Raw genomic sequence first — 23,065 nt, 5'->3', positions numbered from 1 at the left:
ACTGTCGATGCCATGCCCGAGGGTGGAGCTGATCAGCTACCGGTGACGGCCGGGCCGGCACCCCGGTCGCCCATCCCGGCCGTCCGCCGGTGCTGCCCTTGACGGCACGGTGGGCGATTCAACCCCGGGTGCGCTCGTGAGCGTCGCGTGCGGACTGCAACTCGGGCACCGCGCTCTCCAGAAGGTCGGCGAGACCCCGTAGTCGCTTGGCGACGCGGGCGCCGAGCGGGGTGAGCGAATACTCGACGCGCGGCGGAATCGTGGTGAGGACCTCCCGCGTCAGCATGCCGTCGCGTTCGAGAATCTGGAGGGTCTGGGAGAGCATCCGCTCGCTGACCCCGTCGACACGGCGGCGCAGCGCGTTGAACCGGTACCGGCCCTCGCCCAGCGCCAGCAGGACCAACGACGCCCATTTCGAGGTGACGTCCTCGAAGGCGGCGCGGGAGGTGCAGCCGCGCGCGAAGACATCGCTGACGAGTTCCCGGGTAGGCCCTGCGGGGTCAGGGGACGGCCTGTCGGTCACTCCACCAGCCTACCCCGTGCTTACTCGCGGACTAGTGCTATAGATTAGTAAGTGCTTCCGGATCGTCACCACCCCATGGAGGATGCTGTGCCCACCTATGCCGTCACCGGCGCCACCGGCCGACTGGGCCGCCTGGTGATCGATCGTCTGCTCGACACCGGCGTACCCGCTGCCGAGATCGCCGCCGTCGTCCGCACCCCGGAAAAGGCCGCCGACCTGGCAACACGCGGTGTGGAGATCCGCCAGGCCAACTACGACGATCCGGTCACGCTGCCCGGTGCCGTGGCCGGCGTACGCCGCCTCCTGCTGATCTCCGGCGACACTCCCGGCCGACGCGTCGCCCAACACACAGCGGTCGTCGACGCGGCCAAGCTCGCCGGCGTCGAGCGCCTGATCTACACAAGCATCCTGAAGGCCGACACCACGACGAACCCGCTGGCGCCCGAGCACCGGGCCACCGAGGAGGTTCTCGCCGCCTCGGGTCTGTCCCACACCGTGCTGCGCAACAGCTGGTACACGGAGAACTACACCGACCAACTGCCGCAGTACCTGCAGACCGGCACGATCCTCGGTGCCACCGGCGGCAGCAGCGTCTCGGCCGCGACCCGCGCCGACTACGCGGCCGCCGCGGCGGCGGCGCTCACCCGCGACGAGCACGGCAACACCGTCTACGAGTTGGGCGGCACCGCGTTCACCTTCGACGAACTCGCTGCTGCCGTCAGCGAGGTCACCGGCACGACTGTCGTCCACCGGGACCTCTCCCCCGCCGAGCTGGCCTCGACGCTGGAGACCGTCGGCCTCGACGCCGGCACCGCCGGGTTCGTCGCCGCCCTCGACCACTCCATCGCCATCGGCGAATTGACGACCGACAGCGACGACCTCAGCCGCTTGATCGGCCGGCCGAGCACCCCGCTGCGCGACGCCATCCGGGCCGCGCACGCGTAACCGGCGACTGCGGTCACGCCGGCGCGACGCGCCTTCCGGAAATCCGGGCTGGCGGGCGCGTCTACGCCCCGCGACGCAGCGGCCGGAAGAAGTCTCGCAGGTCGTCGGCGAGGAGGTCGGGTTCCTCCAGGGGCAGGAAGTGGCCTCCCCGGGTCGCGCCGCGCCATTGGCGCAGGTCACGGTAGACGCGCTCGGCGTACTCGCGGGGGTAGTCCCGGTCCTCCGGGGTGAGCCGGACTCCTGCTGGCACGTGGACAGCCCCAAGCGGCGGGGTCCGGGAGTCGTCGTAGTAGGGCCTGAAGGACGAGCCGATCGTCCCGGTCGCCCAGTAGAGAGTGGTGACGGTGAGCAGAAGGTCTTTGCTGAAACGGGATTCGAGGTCGCCGCGGCAGTCGCCCCAGGCCCGATACTTTTCCACGATCCAGGCGGCCAGGCCTGCGGGAGAGTCGAGCAGGGCCGCCGCGAGGGTGTCCGGGCGGGTGCTCTGGATGGCGGCGTAGCCGTCGTCGCCGCCATCGTGCTCGGTCGATCGCGCCTTCAGGTAGGCGTGCTCGGCCGCGGACAACGGCTGGGCGTCGTCGAGAACAGGGTGCAGGTTCGGATGGTGGGTGTGAATCCCGACAACCTGTTGCCGGTGCCGGGCCCCGAGAAAGCCGGTGACATGGGAGCCGATGTCACCGCCGTACGCGCCGAACGTCGAGTAGCCAAGGACATCCGTCATCAGCCGTGCCCACAGGTCAGCAACCACCGGCGGGGTCACTGGGCCGGCAGTCGGCAGATCCGAGAACACGAAGCCCGGTAGGGACGGCACGACGACGTCGAAGGCGTCGTCCTGCTCGCCGCCGTAGGCAACGGGATCGGCCAGCCGAGCCGCGAGCGGCAACATTTCCACGAAGCTGCTGGGCCAGCCGTGGGTGAGCACCAGCGGCAGCGGGGAGCGGGTGACGCCGGAGGCCGCGGCGCGCAGGTGCACGAAGTGCACCCTCCGGCCGTCCAGGGTGGCGATGTAGTGCGGCACCGCGTTGAGGTCGCGTTCCCGGGCACGCCAGTCGAAGCCGCTGCGCCAGTAGGTCACCAACTCGCGAAGGTAGTCCGGGTCCGTGCCGGCACGCCACCTGCTCGCGGTGGGACGGGGGAAGCGAGTGCGCGCCAACCGCTCGGCCAGATCGGCGAGCAGGTCGTCGGGGACGTCGATGGTGAATGGCACCGCTTGTGGCAGGGACGACATGAGGGCCTCCGTGACCTGGGACGGATGAGATCCACATTCCCCAGGTCAGCTCGCCAGATCGGCTCGCCCGATGGCTGCAAGGGAAGCGACTCGCATGCTACCGGCCACGACACCGCCTGAGAAGTGCTCACTACGAGGGCGTTGGCCCGCGGCCCCGCTGTCCGCTGTGGATGCGGCGGCATCGCGCGGAGCAGGCCGGCCACGACTATTGATCTTGGCTTAGGCTTGTGGACATGCCCGGACGCCCCTCGCACCGCCTTCACAACGGTCACGGGTGCGCCCGCCCCACGGCCTCCGACCACGCCACCGGGTCGGTTGGCTGGTGAGTGGAGCACCCGCGCCCGCGCAGCGGGGCACGCCGGCCTCGTCCCCGCACCGCCGACCCCGATGGGCCGACCACTGCGACCGACTCGCCCGGTCGCGCCCCTTCGAGATCGTCATCGTCATCGTCATCCTCGCCAACGGGATCGTCCTCGGGCTGGAGACCTACGACGACCTGACCTCGGCGGACACCCTGCTGCACTCGCTGGAACTGGCCTTCCGCGCGGTCTTCGTCATCGAGATCGGCATCCGGCTGGCCGCCTACGGCCGCCGACCGCAGGACTTCTTCCGGCACGGCTGGAACGTCTTCGACTTCGTGGTGATCGCGGCGATCTTCATTCCGGGCCTGCACGGCGACTCGGCGCTGCTGCGCGTGGTGCGGGTCGCCCGGATGCTGCGGCTGGTGCGGTTCTCGCCGGGCCTTCGTACCATCGTCTCCGCCCTGTGGCGCAGCATCCCCGGCGTCGCCGGGTTCCTCGCCCTCGCCGTTGTGACGCTCTACGTGTACGGCATGGCCGGCTGGCTGATCTTCGGCAGCACCTATCCCGAGGAGTACGGCGACATCGGGCGGTCGCTGCTCACGCTGTTCGTGCTGCTGTCACTGGAGACCCTGCCGGACCTGATCGCGCAGGGCATGGCCCTCTCGCCGTGGACGCTCGTCTACTACGTCAGCTACGTGCTCATCACCGTCAACCTGCTGCTCAACATCCTCATCGCCGTCATCGTCAACTCCATGGAGGAGGCGCGCCGGTTGGAGATGACCGAGCGGTTGGCCCCCGACTACGACGAGGACGGCGACGGCGTACCGGACGAGGTCGACCGCATCGCGCTCACCCAGCGGCTGGACGATCTGCGGGCGGTCATCGCCGAGTTGGAGCGGGAGCTACGCATCGACAGGGAGGACGGGCACGGTCGCCCGCACCGCGACGGCACCCACACCAGGCGGTGAACGCGCGCTGTCGCCCGCCGGCAGGGCTTTCCGTGGGCGGTTGGCAGTAGCGTGGCCGGATGGACAGGGATTTCTCGGCGGTCCGCGCGGAGCTGCTGGCCTCGCGCGACGCGACCGAGGCTCAGGTGCGTGCTCTCGACGACGACCTACGTGCCCTCTTCGAGGCGTCCCGCTCGTCGAACGCCGACGACGAGCACGACCCGGAGGGCAGCACCATCGCCTTCGAACGGGCACAACTCACAGCGGTCCTGACAGCGGCCCGCCGACGGCTGACCGAGCTGGACGTCGCTGTGCAACGCCTCGACGCCGGCACCTATGGCGTGTGCGAGCGGTGTTCCCGCCCGATTCCTGACGAGCGCCTCGCCGCGCGCCCTTCGGCGCGTACCTGCGTGGCCTGCGCCAGCCGCCGGTGACGGCGCGCGGCCGGCGTCGGCCACGCGCGGCTGGCGAGACCCTCGGTGCCCGCCGGGTCGGCGGGCACCGCGGGGCGTCAACTCGCGCAGCAGCCGCCAGCCTGGGCGTCGGTGGGTACGGCGTCGAGCGCGACCAGGTTGAGCGGGGTGCCCAGCAGTCCACCGGAGATCCCGGTGGCCAGCCCGCGAGCGGGCGGCTCGACCGACGGCGTCGACCCGCAGCAGCCGTCGCCTGCGGCCGGGTCCACGGGATTGCTGTTGCAGACGCCGGTCTCGGGGAGGTCGAGCTGGACGTCCCGGGCGGCTGCCCAGTCACCGGCGAGGGCGGCCACGACGCTGCGGACCTGCTCGTAGCCGGTGGCCATGAGGAACGTCGGCGCCCGGCCGTAGGACTTCGCGCCGACAGCATGGTAGCCGGGTTCCGGGTGGGTCAGCTCGTCGACGCCGTGCGGCGGGACGGTGCCGCAGGAGTGCTCGTTCGGGTCGATCAGTGGGGCCAGCGCCCGGGTGGCGCCCATGGTGGGGTCCAGGTCGAGGCGCAGCTCCGCGGTGATCGAGTGGTCGGGACGGAAGCCGGTGGCCGCGACGACGCGATCGGCCAGGACCGTCTCCTCGGTGCCGTCGGCACGCCTGACGACCACTGCGACACGTCCGTCGGCCGGGGTGAGCGTGTGCACGCTGACGCCGGTGAGCAGCCGGATCCGGCCGGCGTCGACGTGCTCACGCAGCCGCGATCCGAGGGCGCCGCGCGCCGGGAGGGCGTCGGCGCTCCCCCCGCCGTACGTCCGCGTCGGCGCGTCGGCACGGATTGCCCAGCTCACCTGCGTGCCCGGCTGCTGGGTGGCCAGGTCCGCGAGGACCAGCAGCGTGTTGGCCGCCGAGTGGCCGGCGCCCACCACAAGTGTGTGCCGTCCGGCGAACCGCTCCCGGTCGGTGCCGAGCACGTCCGGCAACGCGTGCTCCAGGTACGCGGCCACGTCGGCCTCGCCCCGGGCCGGCAGGCCGGACGCGCCGAGCACGTTGGGGGTACGCCAGGTGCCGGAGGCGTCGATGACGGCACGGGCGAGCAGTTCGTCGCCGGTGGCGAGGCGGATGAGGAACGGGGTGGTGTCGCGTCCGGCGCTGCGTAGCCGGTCCAGGCCGAGACGGCTGATGGCCTCGACCCGGGCACCGAAGCGCAGGTGCGGCTTGAGCTGCGGCGACTGCGCGAGCGGCTGGAGGTAGTCGTCGACCAGTTCGGCCCCGGTGGGCAGGGCCTGCAGGTCGGGGGCGATCCATCCGGCCTCGTCCAGGATCAGGCGGGCGGCCGGGTCGAGGTTGTAGCGCCACGGGGAGAACAGCCGTACGTGCCCCCACTCGCGTACTGCCGCACCGGCGGCGTGCCCCGCTTCCAGGACGACGAACGGGAGGCCGCGCTCGTGCAGGCGCGCGGCGGCGGCCAGGCCGACGGGGCCGGCGCCGATGACGGCGACGGGCAGGTTGTCCAGGGCGCTCATGTCAGGAACTCCTTCGCGGGAAACTGTCGGCCGGGCGGGTGGATGCTGGCGCGTCAGGTGACGGTGGGGCTGCGGCGTTCGAGCAGGACGACGTCCCGCCAGCGGTCGTGGTGGCGGCCGACTCGTTCGCGGACGCCGACGACGCGGAACCCGGCCCGCTCGTGCAGGCGCAGGCTGGCGACGTTCTCCGGGAAGATCCCGGACTGGATCGTCCAGATGCCGGCGGCCTCGGTCGAGGCGACGAGCGTGTCGAGCAGCAGTCGGGCGATCCCCTGCCCCTGGGCGGTCGGGTCGACGTAGACCGAGTGCTCGACCACGCCCGCGTAGACGGCGCGCGTCGACGTCGGCGAGACCGCGATCCAGCCGAGCACGGTGCCGGCGCGATCGACCGCCACGAAGCGGTGCGCGGCCAGTCGGGTGGTGTCGAACGCCGCCCAGGTCGGCGCGGTGACCTCGAAGCTGGCGTTGCCCGCGTCGAGCCCGGCCTGGTAGATCGCCAGGACGGGGCCCGCGTCGGCGGCGGCCATGGGTCGCACGCTGATATCGGCCATCGGCGGCCTCCGTTCGGGTCGACGGGGATCGGAACGCCTGTCTTGACGCCTGTCGAATCAGACACTTGCACGCTGATTAGATGCCTGTCAACCTAGAGCGATGTCACAACAGGCGGCTCCCCCCGCACCCGTCGACCCAGCCATGGACGCGCCGTGCTGCCCCTCCCTGACTCAGCACCGCGTGCCGGCCGAGACCGCTGTGGCACTCGCCCCCGCGTTCAAGGCCCTGGGCGATCCGGTACGGCTGCAACTCCTGTCGATGATCGCCTCCGCCGAAGGTGGCGAGATCTGCGTCTGCGATCTCACTCCCGCGTTCGACCTGACCGGCCCGACCATCTCGCACCACCTCCGAACGCTGCGCCAGGCGGGGCTCGTCGACGCCGAGCGTCGTGGCACCTGGGTCTACTACCGGGCCCGGCCGGCCGTCCTGCGGCAGCTCGCCGCCCTGCTCGCCACCGAACCGGCGCAGTCGTGACCGACGACCGCCACCTACCCGACGACCTCCGCGCCTCCGCCGACCACGGGGTGCGGTCATGAGCACCGACCTGCTGTCGCGCCCGCCCGGGAGCAACGTGGCCGGCAGGCTCTCCCGGCTCGACCGGTTCCTGCCGGTCTGGATCGGGCTGGCCATGCTCGCCGGGCTGCTCCTCGGCCGCTTGATTCCCGGCCTGGACACCGCCCTGAACGCGGTGACGATCGGCGGAATCTCGCTGCCGATCGCGGCCGGACTGCTGATCATGATGTACCCGGTGCTGGCCAAGGTTCGCTACGACCGGCTCGACACCGTCACCGGCGACCGCCACCTGTTGATCTCCTCGCTGGCCCTCAACTGGCTCGTCGGCCCCGCTGTGATGTTCGTCCTGGCCTGGGTCTTCCTTGCTGACCAGCCGGCGTACCGGAACGGTTTGATCATCGTCGGTCTGGCGCGCTGCATCGCCATGGTGATCATCTGGAACGACCTGGCCTGCGGCGACCGGGAGGCCGCCGCCGTCCTGGTGGCGCTCAACTCGGTGTTCCAGGTCCTCGCCTTCGGCCTGCTCGGCTGGTTCTACCTGTCCGTGCTTCCCGGCTGGCTGGGGTTGCCCGGCGCCGAACTGAGCATGTCGGGCTGGGACCTCGCCGGCAACGTCCTGGTCTTCCTCGGCATCCCACTGCTCGCCGGCTACCTCACCCGCCGCCTGGGCGAACGCGCCAGGGGCCGCGAGTGGTACGAGACACGTCTCCTGCCGAGGATCGGCCCCGCCGCCCTCTACGGGCTGCTGTTCACGATCGTGATCCTGTTCGCCCTCCAGGGTGACGCCATCACCAGCAGGCCTGTTGACGTCGCCCGCATCGCCCTCCCCCTGCTGGCGTACTTCGCAGTCATGTGGGCCGGCTCCTTCGCTCTCGGCCGCGCCATCGGTCTCGGCTACGAGCGGACCACGACGCTCGCGTTCACCGCCGCGGGCAACAACTTCGAACTCGCCATCGCCGTCGCGATCGGCACCTTCGGCGTCACCTCCGGCGAGGCGCTCGCCGGGGTCGTCGGTCCGCTGATCGAGGTGCCCGTCCTGGTCGGGCTCGTCTACGTCGCCCTGTGGGCGCGCCGATTCTTCACCACAAGCGCCGAGGCGCCACCGGCCGGAAGGACAACCCCGTGAGCGACAAGCCCAGCGTCCTGTTCGTCTGCGTGCACAACGCCGGCCGTTCGCAGATGGCCGCCGGTTGGCTGCGCCACCTTGCCGGCGACGCCGTCGAGGTGCGCTCCGCCGGATCGGCCCCGGCCGAGTCGGTCAACCCGGCGGTCGTGCAGGCCATGCGGGAGGTCGGCATCGACATCGCCGACCAGACCCCCAGGATCCTCGAGTACGCCACCGCCGAGTCGTCCGACATCATCGTGACAATGGGCTGCGGCGACGCCTGCCCGGTCTTCCCCGGCAAGCGGTACGAGGACTGGAAACTCGACGACCCGGCGGGCAGGGGCGTCGACGCCGTCCGCCCGATCCGCGACGAGATCCGCGACCGGGTTCAGCGGCTCATCGCCGACCTGCCCTCGACTGTCTGAGCGCTCGGAGTCGGCACCTAGCCGGAACGCCGAGGAATCTACAAAGATTTGATGTATGGAGTCAATGATCGTAACGAATGGCTCTCATAATCCGCAATTCATACGGGGTCAACAGCCATTCAGCGCCGTTGACGTCCGGATCGGCGCGTCCGTATACTCCTGTTGATCATCCGATCTTTTGCCGAATCGGGCGAGGAGCGCATGCCGCAGATCACCGCCGTCACCGTCGAGGACGTCCGCTTCCCCACCTCGCTGACAGCCGACGGGTCCGACGCCATGAACAAGGACGGCGACTACTCGGCGGCCTACGTCACACTGCACACCGACGGCATCGACAGCGCAGGCGTGCCACTGGCTGGCCACGGGCTGACCTTCACCATCGGCCGGGGCAACGACATCGTCGCCGCGGCGGCGGTGCACCAGGCCAACAGGCTGGTCGGCATGGACGTGGCAACGATGGCCGCCGACATGGGTGCGGTCTACCGTCACCTCACCTCCGACTCCCAGTTGCGCTGGCTCGGCCCGGAAAAGGGCGTCATCCACCTCTCGTTGGCGGCCGTGTTGAACGCGGCGTGGGACCTGGTCGCCCGGCTCGCCGACAAGCCACTGTGGAGGCTGCTCGTCGACATGTCCCCCGAGCAGCTCGTCGACATCGCCGACCTGCGCTATCTCTCCGACGCGCTGACCCGGGACGAGGCCCTGTCCATCCTCCGCGCCAAGGAGAGCACGAAGGCCGATCGGCTCGCCGAGCTCGCCCGCACCGGATACCCCGCGTACACGACGTCGGCAGGTTGGCTCGGCTACGGCGACGACAAGCTGCGCCGGCTCTGCCAGGAGGCTGTCGACACGGGCTACGGCTACGTCAAGCTCAAGGTGGGCGCCGACCTCGACGACGACATCCGCCGCTGCGGGATCGCCCGGGACATCCTCGGCCCGCACCGCCACCTGATGATCGACGCCAACCAGGTGTGGGACGTCGGACAGGCCATCGAGTGGGTCACGGCACTCGCCCGCTTCGAACCACTGTGGATCGAGGAGCCGACAAGCCCCGACGACATCCTGGGGCACGCGGCAGTCCGCCGTGCCGTGGCACCCATCGGCGTCGCCACCGGGGAGCACTGCCACAACAGGGTGATGTTCAAGCAGTTGTTCCAGGCCGGGGCGATCGACTTCTGCCAGTTGGACACCGGCCGGCTGGCCAGCATCAACGAGATCGTCGCCGTGCTGCTGCTCGCCGCGAAGTTCGACGTCCCCGTGTGTCCGCACGCCGGCGGCGTCGGGCTGTGCGAAATGGTCCAGCACATCTCGGTCCTCGACTACGTCGCGATCTCCGGTGATCTCACCGGCCGGGTCACCGAATTCGTCGACCACCTGCACGAGCACTTCACCGACCCGTGCGTCGTGCGGGACACCGGCTCGGGCAGCGGGTACGTCCTGCCCGTCATGCCCGGCTACTCCACGCGGATGCGCCCGGAATCGACAGCCCTCTACCGGTTCCCCGACGGGCACTACTGGGCGGCGGCGGATCCGGCTACCGTGTCATCTCCGGAGCCGTACGTCGTCGCGGGTGGGACGGCCACCCCGGCCGGCCGCTAGGAGGTGTCATGTCTCGCACCGACGAGGTCGTGAACGGCATCAAGCGGATGATCCTCGAAGGGTCGTTCAAGCCTGGGGACCGGCTGCCCATCGAGAAGGACCTCGCCGAGTCGCTCGGTGTCTCGCGCGGATCGCTGCGTGAGGGCATGTCGGCGCTGTCGATCCTCGGCATCGTCAACATCCGCCAGGGCGACGGCACGTACGTGACGAACCTCGACGCGCCGCAACTGCTGGCCCCGATGGGTTTCGTCGTCGACTTCCAGGGCCAGGGCGACCCTCGGCACATCCACACCGTCCGCCGCCTGCTGGAGTGCGAGGCGGCCCGCCTGGCGGCGACCAGGATGACCGACGAGGCCCTGGCCCAGGCCGAGGAACTGCTCGACGAGGCGGCACGGATCGTCGGTCAGTCGCCGCAGGACCACGAGCGGATCATCGAGATCGACATCGCGTTTCACCGGATCATCGCCGTGCACGCCGACAATCCGGTGCTCACCGGCCTGATCGAGGCGTTCGCCGGGCGTACCGTGCGGGGACGGCTCTGGCGGAGCCTGCACGAGGAGGGCGCCGACCGCCGCACCCACGACGAGCACGTGGCGATCCTGAAGGCGCTCGTGGCACGCGACCCGGAGCGGGCCCGCATTCGGATGGCCAACCATCTCATCGGGGTGGAGGAGTCGTTGCAGTGGCTGCCCGAGGAGTAGGGCGGGCGTCGAGCCGCGTGCCCGCCCTCTCCCGGCTGCCTATCTCACCGTTCGTCCCGCTCGACGCTCGTGCTCCCGGTCATCGCCGCGACCAGGTCGTCGGTGGTGACCTCGTCGGCGCGTAGCCGGGCCGCCCGCCGGCCCAGACGCAGCACCTCCACCCGGTCGGCGATCTCCAGGACCTGCGGCATGTTGTGGCTGACAAGCACCACGGACATGCCGGCGTCGCGGGCACGCCGGACGACGTCGAGCACCCGGGCGGTCTGGACGACGCCGAGCGCCGCTGTGGGCTCGTCGAGGATGACGACGTTCGTCGCCCAGATGATCGCCCGGGCGACTGCGACACACTGCCGTTGCCCGCCGGACAGCATCGCGATGGGTGTGGTGACCCGCGGGATCCGTACGCCGAGTTGGTCGAGGGCCTCGGCGGCCCCCTGCCGCATGGCGCGTTTGTCGAGCAGCCCGAGCCGGCCCAGCGGCCCGGAGCGCAGGATCTCCCGGCCGAGGTAGAGGTTGGCGGCGACGCTGAGGTCGTCGGCGACCGCGAGGTCCTGGTAGACGGTTTCCACGCCGGCGCAGCGGGCGTCGACGGGGGTGGCGAACCGGACCGCAACGCCACCCACCCGGATCTCGCCCTCGTCGGGAGTGTGCACTCCGGACAACGTCTTGATCAACGTGCTCTTGCCGGCGCCGTTGTCGCCGATGAGCGCCACGACCTCGCCCCTGCCGACGGTGAAGTCAGCGCCGCGCAGCGCCTCGACGTGGCCGAACCGCTTGACGATGCCACGGGCTTCGAGCACCGGCGGCTCGTCGGGGACGTGGCGCTGGTCGCCGTCGCTGACCGCCGAGGGACTGGTCGCCATCACTGCACCGGCGGGTTGGCGCAGCTCGGTTCGAGCACTGCCTTGATCTCGGCCGAGTCGATGTTGGCCTTGGTGACGAACGTGACGCCGGTGTCCGCCGACGCCAACGGCGTCTTGTCGCGCAGGTGCTTGACCATCTTGTCGACGCCAAAGTAGCCCATCTTGAACGGGTTCTGCACGACGAGCGCGGAGATCTGACCGCTGCGCAGCCCGGCGATCTCGTCGGGCGCGGCGTCCCAGCCGATGATGACGACCTTGCCGGACTTGTTCGCCGCCTGGATGGCCTGGGCGGCGCCGAGCACGCTCTGCTCGTTGGCCGCGAAGACCCCGGCGAGGTTCGGGTTGGCGGTCAGGATGTTCTCGGTCACCCGACGTGCCTCGTTGACGTCGCTGCGGCTGGGCTGCTGCCCGACGAGCTTCAGGTTGGGATATGCGGCCAGGCCGCTCTTGAAGCCCTCGACCCGCTCGGTGTTCGTCTGCGAGCCCGGCTGGAACTCAACGAGTGCCACCTCGTGGTTGCCGGGGCCCAGCTCGGTCGCGAGCAACTTCGCCGCCTCGCCGGCCGCGGCGCGGTTGTCAGTGGCGAACAGCGGCACCGTCGAGGGTTGTGGGCTGGTGCCGGAGTCGATCATCGCGACCGGGATGTCGGCGCCCAGCGCCTGCTCGGTGGCCGGTGCCAGCGCCCGGGAGTCGGTGGCCGCGTAGACGATGCCGTCGACCTTCCTGGTGACGAAGTTCTGGATCAGGTTGACCTGGCCCTCGACGTCCGTCTCGGTCGTCACGCCGTCCCACTGCACTGTGACGTCACCGGCGCGCTGGGCGGCACACTCGGCGCCGGCCTTCACAGTGTTCCAGTAGTCGGCGCCGACGGCCTTGGGCACGACGGCGAGCTTCAACGGACCGCTGGCGTCGGTCGACCCGCCGTCGCCGCCGTCGCGGACCTCGACCCCGCCGCAGGCGCCGAGCAGGGCGACGACAGCGGCGGCGGCGAGCAGGCCCGGCGCACGCAGGCGCCGTCCTCGGGTCCGCCGGCTGGTGGTGGTGTGTGCCATGGTGTGCGTCCTTCCTCTGTCGGACTGCGGGAACGGCGGGTCAGCCCCGGGACTCCAGCCGCCGGCGGCGGTACTGGTCGAAGTAGACGGCGGCCCAGATGATCACGCCGACGATCACCTGCTGGTAGTGAATGCTGATGTCGAGCAGGACGGCGCCGTTGCGGACCAGCGCGATGAGGAAGGCGCCGATGATGGTCCCGACGATCCGGCCCTGGCCACCGAAGAGGCTGGCGCCGCCGATGACAGCGGCGGCGATGACGTCGAGTTCCAGCGAGATGCCGTAGTTCGGCTGGCCGGAGTTGACCCGGGAGGCGGCGATCATGCCGCCCAGCCCGACCAGGACGCCCGCCAGGACGTAGACGCCGGTCAGGTGGCGACCCACGCGGATGCCCGAGCGGCGGGCCGCCTCCAGGTTGGAGCCCATCGCGTACGTGTACTGGCCGAAGCGGGTCTGTGACAGCAGGAACGCGACCCCCACGGCGACCACGGCGGTGATCACCACGGCGAACGGGATGCCGACGATCTCACCGTTGCCGAGCAGTTGGAAGGACCGGGGCAGTCCGTACACTCCGACGGCTCCGGTGATGATGAAGACCAGGCCGCGACCGGCGGACATCGTCCCCAGAGTCGCGATGAACGGGGGAATCCGGGCCACTGTCACCAGCAGCCCGTTGACGAGCCCGGCCAGCGCGCCGACGCCGATCGCGACGGCTGTCGCCGCGAGGAGCGGGAAACCCAGGTCACGGACGACAATCGCCCCTGTCACACCGGCGAGGGCGGCGACCGATCCGACCGACAGGTCGATGCCCCCGGTGATGATGACCATCGTCTGCGCGGCGGCGATGATGGCGATCACCGCCGTCTGCGCGCCGATGTTGAACAGGTTGTCCGCCGTCAGGAAGTACGGGCTCGCGATGCTCAGCGCGATGAACAGGACGACGAGCGCGGTGGCGGCGGTGAACTCGGCGACGGCGTGCGAGACCCACTCACGGAGCCGGTCGGTGAACGCGCCGCCCCGCGCTGCCGGGGTCGCCTCGACGGCGCTCATCGCCGGGACCGTCCTTTCCCGACCGACTCGCCGACGACGGGCACGGCGTCGCTGGTGAACCGAGTACCTGTCAGCAACCGGACCTCCTCAGGAAGTCACGCACGGCCCCACACCTACGCGATAGATCAGATGTTTCTGTTGATCAGGCGTTACCATGCCACGGATTCATCGACGTTGCCAAGGTGCTACGCCATGTTTTGCCGTCGCCGCTCGCGTTTCGGAGCGCATACGTCTGATCAAACTCGCTCAGCCCTGTCGGCGGGCAGCACGGGACGGCCGGACGCGCCGGTAGGTCCACGCCGGACGCACCGGTGCAGCAACTCCGGCAGCCCTGTTAGCGGTAACGCGCTTGCCCCAAGCCGTCGCAAGGCAGCCGGCCCGGCGACTCCCAGTGCGCATGTTATCGATAACAGACGATGTTCCGCCACAGCATGTCGTCCGCGCCCCCGCTCGATGCCCGACATTCCGGCGCGTCGCGGCCGTCGCACTCCCGGAGACGGCGGCAGTCGAGGGCTGACAGCGCCGATTTGCGGCTCGGTATTGACTACTCACCAGGGCGGCAACCATGCTCTGCTAAATCAGTTTAGCGGCCACTCGCCCGTCCCCCTCCCGGCGTCGAACGCCAGAGACGGGTGCCCGCTCGAGAAAGGACTCGCATGAGACTGCGAAGAGGACTGGTCCCACTTCTCGCCGCCCTCGTCCTGACCGTCGCCTCCGGCACCGCCTACGCCGCCACCGGCGGTGGCACCGGCCCGGCCCACGGCAGCGGAGACGGGATCCGCAGCATCACCCCCATCACCACGGTCTACACGTACGGCCAGAAGGTCTCCGCCGTGGCCATCGAGTACGGCGCGACGGTCAACCCCCGCACCCTCGACAACGCCACCTTCACGGTCGCCGACACCACCTACAACTTCCGCTTCAACCCGATCGAGGACCTGCCGAAGCTCGCCGACCGGACCATCACCCACACCTACACGAACGACGCGCCGAACACCCGGACGGACCAGCAGTCGGCACCCGGCCGGTACGTCATCGTGGAGCTGGACCCCGCCGACACCGGCGGCTGGACGGTCATCGTCTCCAAGTGCCCCACCTTCCTGTGCACAGTGAAGGTCAATCCCGAGCTGCCCACCCGCGTCGTGCAGCGCAAGGACGTGCACGCGCAGCCCGGTAAGGGCGCCGGCAAGGGGCCGGTGCTCGCCAGGGCCACACCGCGCGAGTCCCGCCCGGTCACCGAGAAGCCGGTCAACAAGCTTGTCGACGAGTTCACCTACGGCTCGTTCCTCAGCGGTGGAATGGTGCTGCCGTACCACTACCACCTGCCGAAGAACTACCAGCCCGGCCGCACGTACCCGCTGATGGTCGTCCTGCCCGGGCACGGCATGGGCTGGGACGGCGACAACCTCGGCGTACAGCTCGCCGCCGACATCCCGGCGACGGCGTGGTTGCAGTCCAGCTGGACCGGCAGTTCCGAGGACGTGATCGTCCTGGCGCCGCAGCATCAGCGGGTCGGCGGGGCCGCCGAGGCCGACCTGCTGGTGAAGCTGCTCGACCAGTTCGTCCGTCAGTTCCCCGTGGACACCCGCCGGGTGTACGCGACCACCGTCTCGTACGGCTCCCAACTGCTGTGGGAGGCGTTCGCCAAGCGTCCGGGCCTGTTCGCGGGCGGGTTGGTGACCGGCGGGTTCCCCGTCAACGCCACGCAGGCAAACGCGATCGCGGCGGGCGAGGTGCCGGTCTGGATCACCCACGGTGAGCACGACCACCTGCTCAACGTCACGGGCGCGCGGAACTCCTCCACGCTGCTGCGGCAGGCGTACCAGGCCCGGGGCAAGAGCCCGGAGCAGGCCGCGAACCTTGTCCGCTACACCGAGTACGCCGACTCGGCGTTCTCGTTGCCGGACTACCACGCGGCGTTCGGGCCGACCTACGAGGACAGCAGCATCCTGCGCTGGCTGCTCGGCCAGACCAAGCCGGCCGGGGCTGGCGGCTGACACCCCGACAGGCGATGTGCGGCTCCCCGGGCGACGTCGTCCGGGGAGCCCCTGTCGTCGCGATCGGCTTGCGTCGTGCGTGCAACGGTCGGTGGCTCGGATGGGCTCGGGCGCGAGTCACGGCGCCTGCGCGCTGATCGTCACCGGCAGCTCGGGCTGGGCGCGGTGGCCGCCTCGAAAGCCCAGGAGTCGATCTCGAAGAGTTCGACGCCGGCCGGACCGCTGAAGGTGAAGTAGACGTGGTGCACGCCGCTGACGCCCGTCAACTCCGCGCGTACCTCGGCCCACTGACCGGCCGGGCTGTCGACCGCGATCGTACCGACCACCGGACCGTCGACACCATCCAGCCTGACCTGGATCCGGGCGCCCGTGGCGAGGGCCCGCACCGTGGCCGTGACGCCGCGTGCACCGTCGTCGCCGAAGTCCACTGACGACAGCGCCGTCCAGTCGCCGTCGTGGATGTCACTGACCACCAGGTTCGGTGCCGCGGCGTCGAACTGCGCGGAGGGGCGGTCGGCCTTCGAGGTCGCGACACCCTTGCTCCAACCGAAGGTCTCGGCCTCGAAGACGCGGTACGGGTCGAAGTGGCGGACCTGCTCCACCCCGGCGTACGTGCCGACGATTTGCTCGATGGTGCCGTCCGGGCGGAAGGTCAACTCCTGGATGTGCGGGCTGCGGTAGCCCTGGGTGGTGTCGCCGTTGATGCGCTTGTTCAGCGTCGGGGCGTGGTAGGTGAAGTAGTACCGCCCCTCGAACTCGAACACCGACTGGTGGTTGTTGCCACCGGTGCCGGCGCCGAAGAACTGGGACTGGTTGGGGAAGAGGACGCCGGCGTAGGTCTCCTTCGGCCACGACATCGGGTCGTCGGAGATCAGGTAGCCGATCTGGCCGGCATCGGGGTAGCCGGGAATCGGCTGCTGGCTGCCACCGAAGTCGCTCCCGCCGAAGTGCGACGAGTACGTGAAGTAGTACCTGCCCCCGCGCGTGAACACGTGGCCCGCCTCGAAGGCGACGGGGGCGTCGACCACCGCGGCCGCCCCTTCGGTGGAGACCATGTCGTCGCCGAGTGCGATGACCCGGAGGTTCTTCGGGTTGTTGAAGCGTTCGGCCGGCGGCATGCCCGTCGAAGCGGGACCGCCGCCGAAGTAGAGGTAGGTCCGGCCGTCGTCGTCCACGAAGGGCGTCGGGTCGAACTTCCACGCGACGTCCTCGGCACCGGGTGTGCTGTCGTTGATCAACGTGCTCGTGCGCTCGCTGGTCCACGGGCCGAGCGGGGTGCTACCCGTGATCACGTTGGTGGAGTCGCCACTGTTGGCGTAGTAGAGGAAGAACCTCTCCTCGCCGTCGACCACCTTCCTGGCGATGCCGGGCGCCCACGAGTTGGCGGTGAAGCGTGCCACCCCGTCCGGGCCCGCGACCTGGATCTCGCCGTGGTCCGTCCAGTTCACGAGATCCTCCGAGGAGATCACCGTGATCTGGTTGATGTCGCCGTAGTTGATTGCCGGCGAGACACCGGTGACTGGATCCGGGGCGTAGCCCTGGGTGTCGTTGGTCAGGTACATGTACACCCGGCCGTCGTGCACGAAGCCGAAGCCGTCGGCGCCGAACTTGTGCCCGATCAACGGGTTGTGCTCGCCCGGCAGTTTGCCGACGACCTCGATCGTCTTCGATCGGGGTGGTGGAAGCGCGGCACCCGCCACCGCCACGTCATCCAGTGTGAAGTCCATAGGTGCGGCTCCGGGTCGGTCGAGGGATGTTCGTCAACGGGGTCTCGGCGAACAGCCGCGCCGTGGGCGCGTTCTGCCCAGCCGGGATCGCGAACGTGAGGGCCATCGTGTTATCGCTCACATCGGCTGTCAAGGGGACCGATGACACATGCCCGAAGTATCCCCGCAACACCCGCGCGCCATCGCGCCAGAGCCATAGCTGCCAATCTTTATGGACGAATGTCTATATTGGTGACGGCGTCATCGGGTGAGGATCTTGGCACCACCACCGCGATGCCTCTGGGAGGCGCCATGAACCGTCCCCTCCTGCGGGCAGCCCTCCGGCTGACCGCACTCGCCGCAGCGACCGCCGGCGTGCTGCTCGCCGCCGCCGCACCCGCCGCCGCCGCCGTACCCACCGGCCGCTACGTCGCGCTCGGCGACTCGTACACCTCCGGCCCGCTGGTCCCCACCCAGGTCGACCTGAACTGCCTGCGGTCCAGCCGCAACTATCCGTCGCTTGTCGCCGCCTCCGCGGGCTCGTCGTCGTTCGTGGACGTGAGCTGCTCCGGCGCCACCACCGACGACATCCTCTACGGCGGCAGCGGCCAACTGGGCATCGCGACCCCACCGCAGATCAACGCTGTCACCTCGAACACCGCCCTGGTGACAGTGCAGATCGGCGGCAACGACATCGGCTTCGCCGGCATCATCGGCGACTGCGCGCAGGCGAGCCTCAGCAGTCCACTCGGTTCGCCGTGCCGGGACCGCTACACGGCCGGGGGCACCGACCAGCTCCAGGCCAGGATCGCCGCCACGGCCCCGAAGGTGACGGCCGTGCTCCAGGCGGCCCGCCGGGCCGCGCCCGGCGCGCGGGTCGTGGTGCTCGGCTACCCGGCGATCGTGCCGGACACCGGCTACGGCTGCTGGCCCGTCGTACCGGTCGCCTACCAGGACGTGCCGTACCTGCGGACCATCGAGAAGTCACTCAACTCCATGCTGGCCCGCACGGCCGCCGCGAACGGCGCCACCTACTCCGACGTCTACACCCCGTCGATCGGCCGGGACGCGTGCAAGGGCAGCGGCACCCGCTGGGTCGAAGGTCTCGTGCCGCAGAACGCGGCCGCCCCGTTCCATCCGAACGCCCGAGGCGAGCAGGGCATGGCCACCGCGCTGCTGGCCACGCTGAACAGCTGACCGCACGCACGTCCGCCACCGGCCCCGCCCACCCCAGGGCGGGGCCGGTGGCGTCGTGTCGACGCGCGGATCGGGTCAGGCCGGAAGGCAGGAGCGGACGGCGGCGGTCAGCCGGTTGGCGCGCTCGTCGCCCGCCCCGTACATCTGGTTGACCACGTAGCCGAAACCCACAGCGTGCCGCGCGTCGCCGAAGGCGAGGTTCCCACCGGCGCCGTCGTGACCGAAGCTGCTCGCGCCGAGCAGCGGCCGGGCCGGCGGCGAGTCCAGCAGGAAGCCGGTCCCCCACCGCTGACCGGTGCCCGGTGGGCCGTGCCGCTGCTGGCCGTGCGAGCGGACGACGACCGCGTCGTCCACGGACGCGGCACTCAGCAGCGGCCCGCCCCTGATGTCGGACACGCAGGCCGCGTAGAGGCGAGCGAGGCCCTCGGCGGTGCTCACCGCGCCCGCCCCCGGAATTCCGGCGGCCTGGATGGCGGGGTCGTTGAAGCTGACCAGGCCGTCGGCGTCGGCGGGAAAGGCGAAGGCACCGCCCATTGTGATGCCGCGCTCGGCCACGGGGTCGACGAACGGATCGGCCTCCGGCGGTGGGGCCAGGTTCCGGGCGACGGTGTCGCGTTCGGACGCGGGAAGCCCCAGCCAGGTACGCAGCGCCAGCGGCTCGGCGACGGCGTCGCGGAAGAACGCGCCGGGCAGTTGCCCCGTGACGCGGTGGATCACCTCGCCGACGAGCCAGCCGTACGTCATCGCGTGGTAGCTGTGTGCCGTGCCGGGCTGCCACAGCGGGGCCTGCGCCTCGATCGCCTTGATGACCGGATCCCACGCGAGGATCTCGTCGAGGGTCAGCGCACGGTCCAGGGCCGGCAGCCCGACCTGGTGGGTGAGCAGCCAGCGCACCGGAACGTGGTCCTTGCCGTGCTGGCCGAACTCCGGCCAGTAGCGCGTCACGGGCGCGTCGAGGTCCAGCCGCCCCTGCTGCGCCAGGAGGTAGGCGCAGATCGCCAGGATCCCCTTGGTGCAGGAGAACACGACGACGGGAGTGTCGGCCTCCCACTGCCGCCCGGTGCGGGTGTCGGCCAGCCCGCCGTACAGGTCGACGACCTTGCGTCCCCGCACGTAGAGCGTGACCGCGGCGCCCACCTCGCCCCGGGAGACGAAGTTGTCGCGGAAGACGTCGGCGACGCGCCCGTAGCCGTCGTCGGCGTCGCCGTGGATCTGCGGCTGCGTGGCCACTGCCTATCCCTTCACTGAGCCCTGGATCAGGGCCTTGATGAACTGTCGCTGGAAGATCAGGAACACGATGAGGGTAGGGGTGAGGATGAGCAGCGAGCCAGCGCACAGCAGCACCAGGTCGGTGCCCCACTGGCCCTGGAATGCACCCAGAGCCCCGGCCATCGTGCGTTTGGTGGCGTCGTCGACGAGGACGATGGCGAGCAGGAACTGGTTCCACGTCCAGAGGAACATCAGGATCGTCAGTGAGGCGATTGCCGGCCGGGCGAGCGGCACCTGGACCCGCCAGAACAGCTGCCACGTGCTGGCGCCGTCCACCTTCGCCGCCTCGGACAACTCGACAGGCACGTTCGTGAAGTGCGCGCGCATCCAGAACACGGCGAACGGCATGTACAGGCCGATCAGCGGCAGGATGATCGCCCACCGGGTGTTGAGCAGACCGAGGTCCTGCATCTGGTAGTAGAGCGGGGTGACCACGGCCTCGAAGGGAAGTGTCAGACCGAGTAGGAACAGCCCGAAGACGAACCGGCCGCCGGGCACCCGCAGCTGGCCGAGCCCGAAACCGGCCATGGTGGCGATGAGCACCGACACCGGCACGACACCGGCCACGATGAGCAGGCTGGAGCGCAGCAGAGCGCCCATGTTCGCGGCGGTGAAGGCGTCGGCGAAGTTGCCCCACTGCGGGTCCGACGGCCATGCCAGGCCGCTGGGCACGGTGCCGCGCGGCTGCAACGCCGCCGACAGCATGCTCACGAACGGCAGCAGGGTGACCAGGACAAGGGCGATCAGGAACAGCCGGCCTGTCAGTTGTTCACGTCGGCTCAGGTTCACGGCTTCTCCCCCCGGGTCAGTCGCTGGATCGGCAGCACGAAGGCCAGCACCAGCACCATCAGCACGACCGCCAGCGCCGAGGCCAACCCGACCTGACGCTGCGAGAAGGCGAGGCGGTAGATCTCCAGACCGGGAACCGTGGTTTGCAGGCCGGGACCGCCGCTTGTGGAGATGTAGACGATGTCGAAGCTGGCAAGCGCGGCGATGATCGTCACGGTGAGGCAGACGCCGATCTCCTGCCGCAGGCTGGGCAGGGTCACCGCGAGGAACTCCCGGACCGGCCCGGCGCCGTCGAGGCGGGCTGCCTCGTAGAGCGCAGGATCGATCTTGCTCATGCCGGTGACAAGCAGGATCGTGCAGAGACCGAGCAGGACCCAGGCACCGATCACGCCCACGGCCGGCAGCGCCGTGTCGAAGTCGCCGAGCCAGGCGCGGGCGAGGCCGCCCAGACCGACCGCGCGCAGCACCTGGTTGATCAGGCCGTTCGACGACAGCAGCCAGCTCCACGCGATGCCCGCCGCCACGAGTGGAATGACCTGTGGCAGGAAGAGGATCGTCCGGACCACGGTCCCGAACGCTCCGGTGGTGATCCGGCGGACCACGCTGGCCACCAGCAGCCCGAGCGCCACCGGAATGAAGCTGAAGAAGACGATCAGGATGATCGCGTTGCCGATGATCTTCAGCAGGTCGCTGTCGGTGAACACCGTGAGGTAGTTGTCCAGACCCGCCCAGCGGGCCACGCCGATCCCGTTCCACTCGTACAGCGAGTACTGGACGGTCAGGGCGAGGGGGCGGAGGACGAAGATCGCGTACATCACCAGGGCGGGCAGGACGTACAACCAGCCGGTCCCGGCCGCGCGGGCCCACCGACGTCGGTGGGCCCGCGTGGACGAGGGGTGGGCGGGACGATCCGGCGACGACACCGTGTCGTCCCGCCCGGTTGGTGCGCTGCCGAGGGCAGACGTCATCGGGACAGTTCCTTCTCGTACTCGGCCTGGACCGCCTTCACGTACCCCTCGGGCGTCTGCTGGCCGGCGATCAGCTTCTGCATCTCGGGGGTGATCGCGGCGGCGAAGATGCCGCCTGTCGCGTTCGCGGTGAAGTCGACAGCGCCGTTCTCGGCACCGAGCTGCTGGGACGCCTTGAGCGTCTCGGCCAGGACGGTGTTCGGGGCGGCGGCCGGCACCGGCAGGTCGCTCGGGCCGCCGGGGCTGGAACCGCCGACCGTCACCGCGATCTCGCGGGCCTTGGCGTTGGTGTGGGCCCAGTTCAGGAAGTACGCGGCGGCGTCAGCGTTCTTGGCCTTTGCGGAGACGCCGAAGGTGTTCGGGGCGGACATCGCCACGTGCTTGCCACTTGCGGATTCCGCGGGGAACAGGAAGAAGCCGACGTTGCCCGGCATCGCCTTGTCCAGGTTGGCCGACTCCCAGTCACCGTTGAACATGAACAGGCCGTTGCCCTTCTGGAACTCCCCCACCATCGCCGCGTAGTCCACGGCGTTGGCGTCCTTCGGGAAGTAGCCGGCCTGGGCCCACTTCTGGATGGTCTGGGTGGCCTTCAGCGCGGCCGGGGTGTCGAAGGTGGCCCCCGGCTTCTGGAAGATCCAGTCAGCGACCTGCGTCGGGTCGCCGAACTGGTTCTGCAGCGCCTGGTGCGGGAAGTTGATACCCGCGGTGTTCTTGTTGAACTGCATGATCGGCTGAACGCCGCCGGCCTTCGCCTTGGCCAGCAGCTCCTCGAACTCGGCAACGGTGGCCGGCGGTTGGGTCATGCCGACCTGCTGGGCCAGCTTCTTGTTGTAGAACACGCCGGTGACGCTGTAACCCAGCCCCATCCCGTACAGCGACCCGTTGCCCCGGATGTTCTCCCCGACGCGCAACTGCATCAGCTGCGATGCCGGGAACTTGTCCCAGCCGTACGCGGTGAAGTAGGGGTCCAGGTTCTTGAGCAGGTTGTCCTTCACCAGGTCGACCATCGTGGGCAGCCGGATGATGTCGGGCGAGTTGTCCGAGGCCATCACCCGCGGTGCGTTCTCCACGATCACAGTGAACTGGTCCTCGCGGATGTTGAACGTGACGTTCGGGTGCTGCTTGGAGAACTCGTCGGCGAGTGCCTTGGCCAGCGGGAAGCCGGTCTCCGCGTACATCTCCAGGGTGATCGGGTCGGCGCCCAGTTCCGTCTTGACGGCGGCGTCGGGCTCTGCGTTCGACGACCGGTCGGTGCCCGGCGCGCTACAGGCCGTCGCGGCCAGCCCGACGGCCAGCAGCGGCGCGAGGAGCAGCGCTCGACGTCGCGACAAATTTGTCAGCAATACTGCCATTTTATGACTCCTTGATTCCTCCGCGCGTCCCGCGACCATGGCTGCGGGACGGCTCCA

22 protein-coding genes are annotated in these 23,065 nt (G+C 69.9%); 10 read left to right on the top strand and 12 right to left on the bottom strand.

Annotated features, from left to right (window positions below; all coding sequences use genetic code 11):
- Nucleotides 1-118: 118 nt before the first annotated feature.
- Nucleotides 119-523, bottom strand: coding sequence for a helix-turn-helix domain-containing protein (locus tag ADK66_RS18195; RefSeq protein ID WP_053656820.1), 405 nt, complete (start codon nt 521-523; stop codon nt 119-121).
- 87 nt (nt 524-610) lie between these two features.
- Here ADK66_RS18195 and ADK66_RS18190 point away from each other — a divergent pair, with 87 nt between their 5' ends.
- Nucleotides 611-1,468, top strand: a complete 858-nt coding sequence (locus ADK66_RS18190; RefSeq protein WP_053656968.1) for an SDR family oxidoreductase — start codon at nt 611-613, stop codon at nt 1,466-1,468.
- Nucleotides 1,469-1,529: 61 nt separating this feature from the next.
- On the opposite strand, the gene ADK66_RS18185 is transcribed toward ADK66_RS18190, so the two are convergent.
- Nucleotides 1,530-2,696 carry an epoxide hydrolase family protein gene (locus tag ADK66_RS18185; protein WP_053656818.1) on the bottom strand — a complete coding sequence of 389 codons (1,167 nt, stop codon included), beginning with the start codon at nt 2,694-2,696 and terminating at the stop codon, nt 1,530-1,532.
- A gap of 322 nt (nt 2,697-3,018) precedes the next feature.
- Here ADK66_RS18185 and ADK66_RS18180 point away from each other — a divergent pair, with 322 nt between their 5' ends.
- On the top strand, nt 3,019-3,966 hold the full coding sequence (locus tag ADK66_RS18180) for an ion transporter (RefSeq protein ID WP_053656816.1): 948 nt from the start codon (nt 3,019-3,021) through the stop codon (nt 3,964-3,966).
- A gap of 59 nt (nt 3,967-4,025) precedes the next feature.
- Nucleotides 4,026-4,379: a TraR/DksA C4-type zinc finger protein gene (locus ADK66_RS18175; RefSeq protein WP_053656814.1), complete on the top strand. Its 354-nt coding sequence runs from the start codon at nt 4,026-4,028 to the stop codon at nt 4,377-4,379.
- Between the two features lie 77 nt (nt 4,380-4,456).
- Here ADK66_RS18175 and ADK66_RS18170 read toward each other — a convergent pair whose 3' ends face one another.
- Together ADK66_RS18170 and ADK66_RS18165 are read right to left on the bottom strand one after the other, a co-directional pair.
- Nucleotides 4,457-5,875 carry an FAD-dependent oxidoreductase gene (locus ADK66_RS18170; RefSeq protein ID WP_053656812.1) on the bottom strand — a complete coding sequence of 473 codons (1,419 nt, stop codon included), beginning with the start codon at nt 5,873-5,875 and terminating at the stop codon, nt 4,457-4,459.
- 53 nt (nt 5,876-5,928) lie between these two features.
- Nucleotides 5,929-6,426 carry a GNAT family N-acetyltransferase gene (locus ADK66_RS18165; protein WP_053656810.1) on the bottom strand — a complete coding sequence of 166 codons (498 nt, stop codon included), beginning with the start codon at nt 6,424-6,426 and terminating at the stop codon, nt 5,929-5,931.
- Between the two features lie 100 nt (nt 6,427-6,526).
- Here ADK66_RS18165 and ADK66_RS18160 point away from each other — a divergent pair, with 100 nt between their 5' ends.
- The 5 genes from ADK66_RS18160 (at nt 6,527) to ADK66_RS18140 (ending at nt 10,767) form a co-directional block, all read left to right on the top strand.
- On the top strand, nt 6,527-6,901 hold the full coding sequence (locus ADK66_RS18160; protein ID WP_053656808.1) for a helix-turn-helix transcriptional regulator: 375 nt from the start codon (nt 6,527-6,529) through the stop codon (nt 6,899-6,901).
- A gap of 58 nt (nt 6,902-6,959) precedes the next feature.
- On the top strand, nt 6,960-8,066 hold the full coding sequence (gene arsB / locus ADK66_RS18155; RefSeq protein WP_053656805.1) for an ACR3 family arsenite efflux transporter: 1,107 nt from the start codon (nt 6,960-6,962) through the stop codon (nt 8,064-8,066).
- Nucleotides 8,063-8,470 carry an arsenate reductase ArsC gene (locus tag ADK66_RS18150; protein ID WP_053656804.1) on the top strand — a complete coding sequence of 136 codons (408 nt, stop codon included), beginning with the start codon at nt 8,063-8,065 and terminating at the stop codon, nt 8,468-8,470. Before arsB ends, ADK66_RS18150 begins: the two co-directional genes overlap by 4 nt.
- Before the next feature lie 201 nt (nt 8,471-8,671).
- Nucleotides 8,672-10,066, top strand: coding sequence for an enolase C-terminal domain-like protein (locus ADK66_RS18145; RefSeq protein WP_053656802.1), 1,395 nt, complete (start codon nt 8,672-8,674; stop codon nt 10,064-10,066).
- 8 nt (nt 10,067-10,074) lie between these two features.
- A complete protein-coding gene (locus tag ADK66_RS18140) occupies nt 10,075-10,767 on the top strand; it encodes a FadR/GntR family transcriptional regulator (protein WP_053656800.1) in 693 nt (230 codons plus the stop codon).
- Between the two features lie 44 nt (nt 10,768-10,811).
- Here the strand turns inward: ADK66_RS18140 and ADK66_RS18135 are convergent, their stop codons facing one another.
- Genes ADK66_RS18135 through ADK66_RS18125 form a run of 3 tightly spaced genes read right to left on the bottom strand, consistent with a single transcriptional unit; the run spans nt 10,812 to nt 13,730 of the window.
- A complete protein-coding gene (locus ADK66_RS18135) occupies nt 10,812-11,630 on the bottom strand; it encodes an ATP-binding cassette domain-containing protein (protein WP_053656798.1) in 819 nt (272 codons plus the stop codon).
- Nucleotides 11,630-12,682, bottom strand: coding sequence for an ABC transporter substrate-binding protein (locus ADK66_RS18130; RefSeq protein WP_053656797.1), 1,053 nt, complete (start codon nt 12,680-12,682; stop codon nt 11,630-11,632). The genes ADK66_RS18135 and ADK66_RS18130 overlap by 1 nt, the downstream gene beginning before the upstream one ends.
- 40 nt (nt 12,683-12,722) lie before the next feature.
- Entirely contained in the window at nt 12,723-13,730 is a 1,008-nt protein-coding gene (locus ADK66_RS18125) for an ABC transporter permease (protein WP_053656795.1), read from the bottom strand.
- Between the two features lie 656 nt (nt 13,731-14,386).
- On the opposite strand from ADK66_RS18125, the gene ADK66_RS18120 reads away from it, so the two are divergent.
- On the top strand, nt 14,387-15,727 hold the full coding sequence (locus ADK66_RS18120) for a hypothetical protein (RefSeq protein ID WP_053656793.1): 1,341 nt from the start codon (nt 14,387-14,389) through the stop codon (nt 15,725-15,727).
- Nucleotides 15,728-15,867: 140 nt separating this feature from the next.
- Here the strand turns inward: ADK66_RS18120 and ADK66_RS18115 are convergent, their stop codons facing one another.
- Entirely contained in the window at nt 15,868-17,454 is a 1,587-nt protein-coding gene (locus tag ADK66_RS18115) for a glycoside hydrolase family 43 protein (protein WP_053656791.1), read from the bottom strand.
- A gap of 291 nt (nt 17,455-17,745) precedes the next feature.
- On the opposite strand from ADK66_RS18115, the gene ADK66_RS18110 reads away from it, so the two are divergent.
- Nucleotides 17,746-18,630 carry an SGNH/GDSL hydrolase family protein gene (locus tag ADK66_RS18110; protein ID WP_053656789.1) on the top strand — a complete coding sequence of 295 codons (885 nt, stop codon included), beginning with the start codon at nt 17,746-17,748 and terminating at the stop codon, nt 18,628-18,630.
- Between the two features lie 75 nt (nt 18,631-18,705).
- Here ADK66_RS18110 and ADK66_RS18105 read toward each other — a convergent pair whose 3' ends face one another.
- Genes ADK66_RS18105 through ADK66_RS18090 form a run of 4 tightly spaced genes read right to left on the bottom strand, consistent with a single transcriptional unit; the run spans nt 18,706 to nt 23,008 of the window.
- Nucleotides 18,706-19,860 carry a serine hydrolase domain-containing protein gene (locus tag ADK66_RS18105; protein ID WP_053656787.1) on the bottom strand — a complete coding sequence of 385 codons (1,155 nt, stop codon included), beginning with the start codon at nt 19,858-19,860 and terminating at the stop codon, nt 18,706-18,708.
- Nucleotides 19,861-19,863: 3 nt separating this feature from the next.
- Nucleotides 19,864-20,688, bottom strand: a complete 825-nt coding sequence (locus ADK66_RS18100; RefSeq protein WP_053656785.1) for a carbohydrate ABC transporter permease — start codon at nt 20,686-20,688, stop codon at nt 19,864-19,866.
- A complete protein-coding gene (locus ADK66_RS18095) occupies nt 20,685-21,656 on the bottom strand; it encodes a carbohydrate ABC transporter permease (RefSeq protein ID WP_053656783.1) in 972 nt (323 codons plus the stop codon). Before ADK66_RS18095 ends, ADK66_RS18100 begins: the two co-directional genes overlap by 4 nt.
- Nucleotides 21,653-23,008, bottom strand: a complete 1,356-nt coding sequence (locus tag ADK66_RS18090; protein WP_082377527.1) for an ABC transporter substrate-binding protein — start codon at nt 23,006-23,008, stop codon at nt 21,653-21,655. The genes ADK66_RS18095 and ADK66_RS18090 overlap by 4 nt, the downstream gene beginning before the upstream one ends.
- Nucleotides 23,009-23,065: the final 57 nt, after the last annotated feature.

Source organism: Micromonospora sp. NRRL B-16802, from assembly GCF_001279555.1.
Lineage (GTDB): Bacteria > Actinomycetota > Actinomycetes > Mycobacteriales > Micromonosporaceae > Micromonospora > Micromonospora profundi.
Note: the sequence above shows the minus strand (reverse complement) of the source record. Positions and strands in the feature narration are given on the sequence as shown.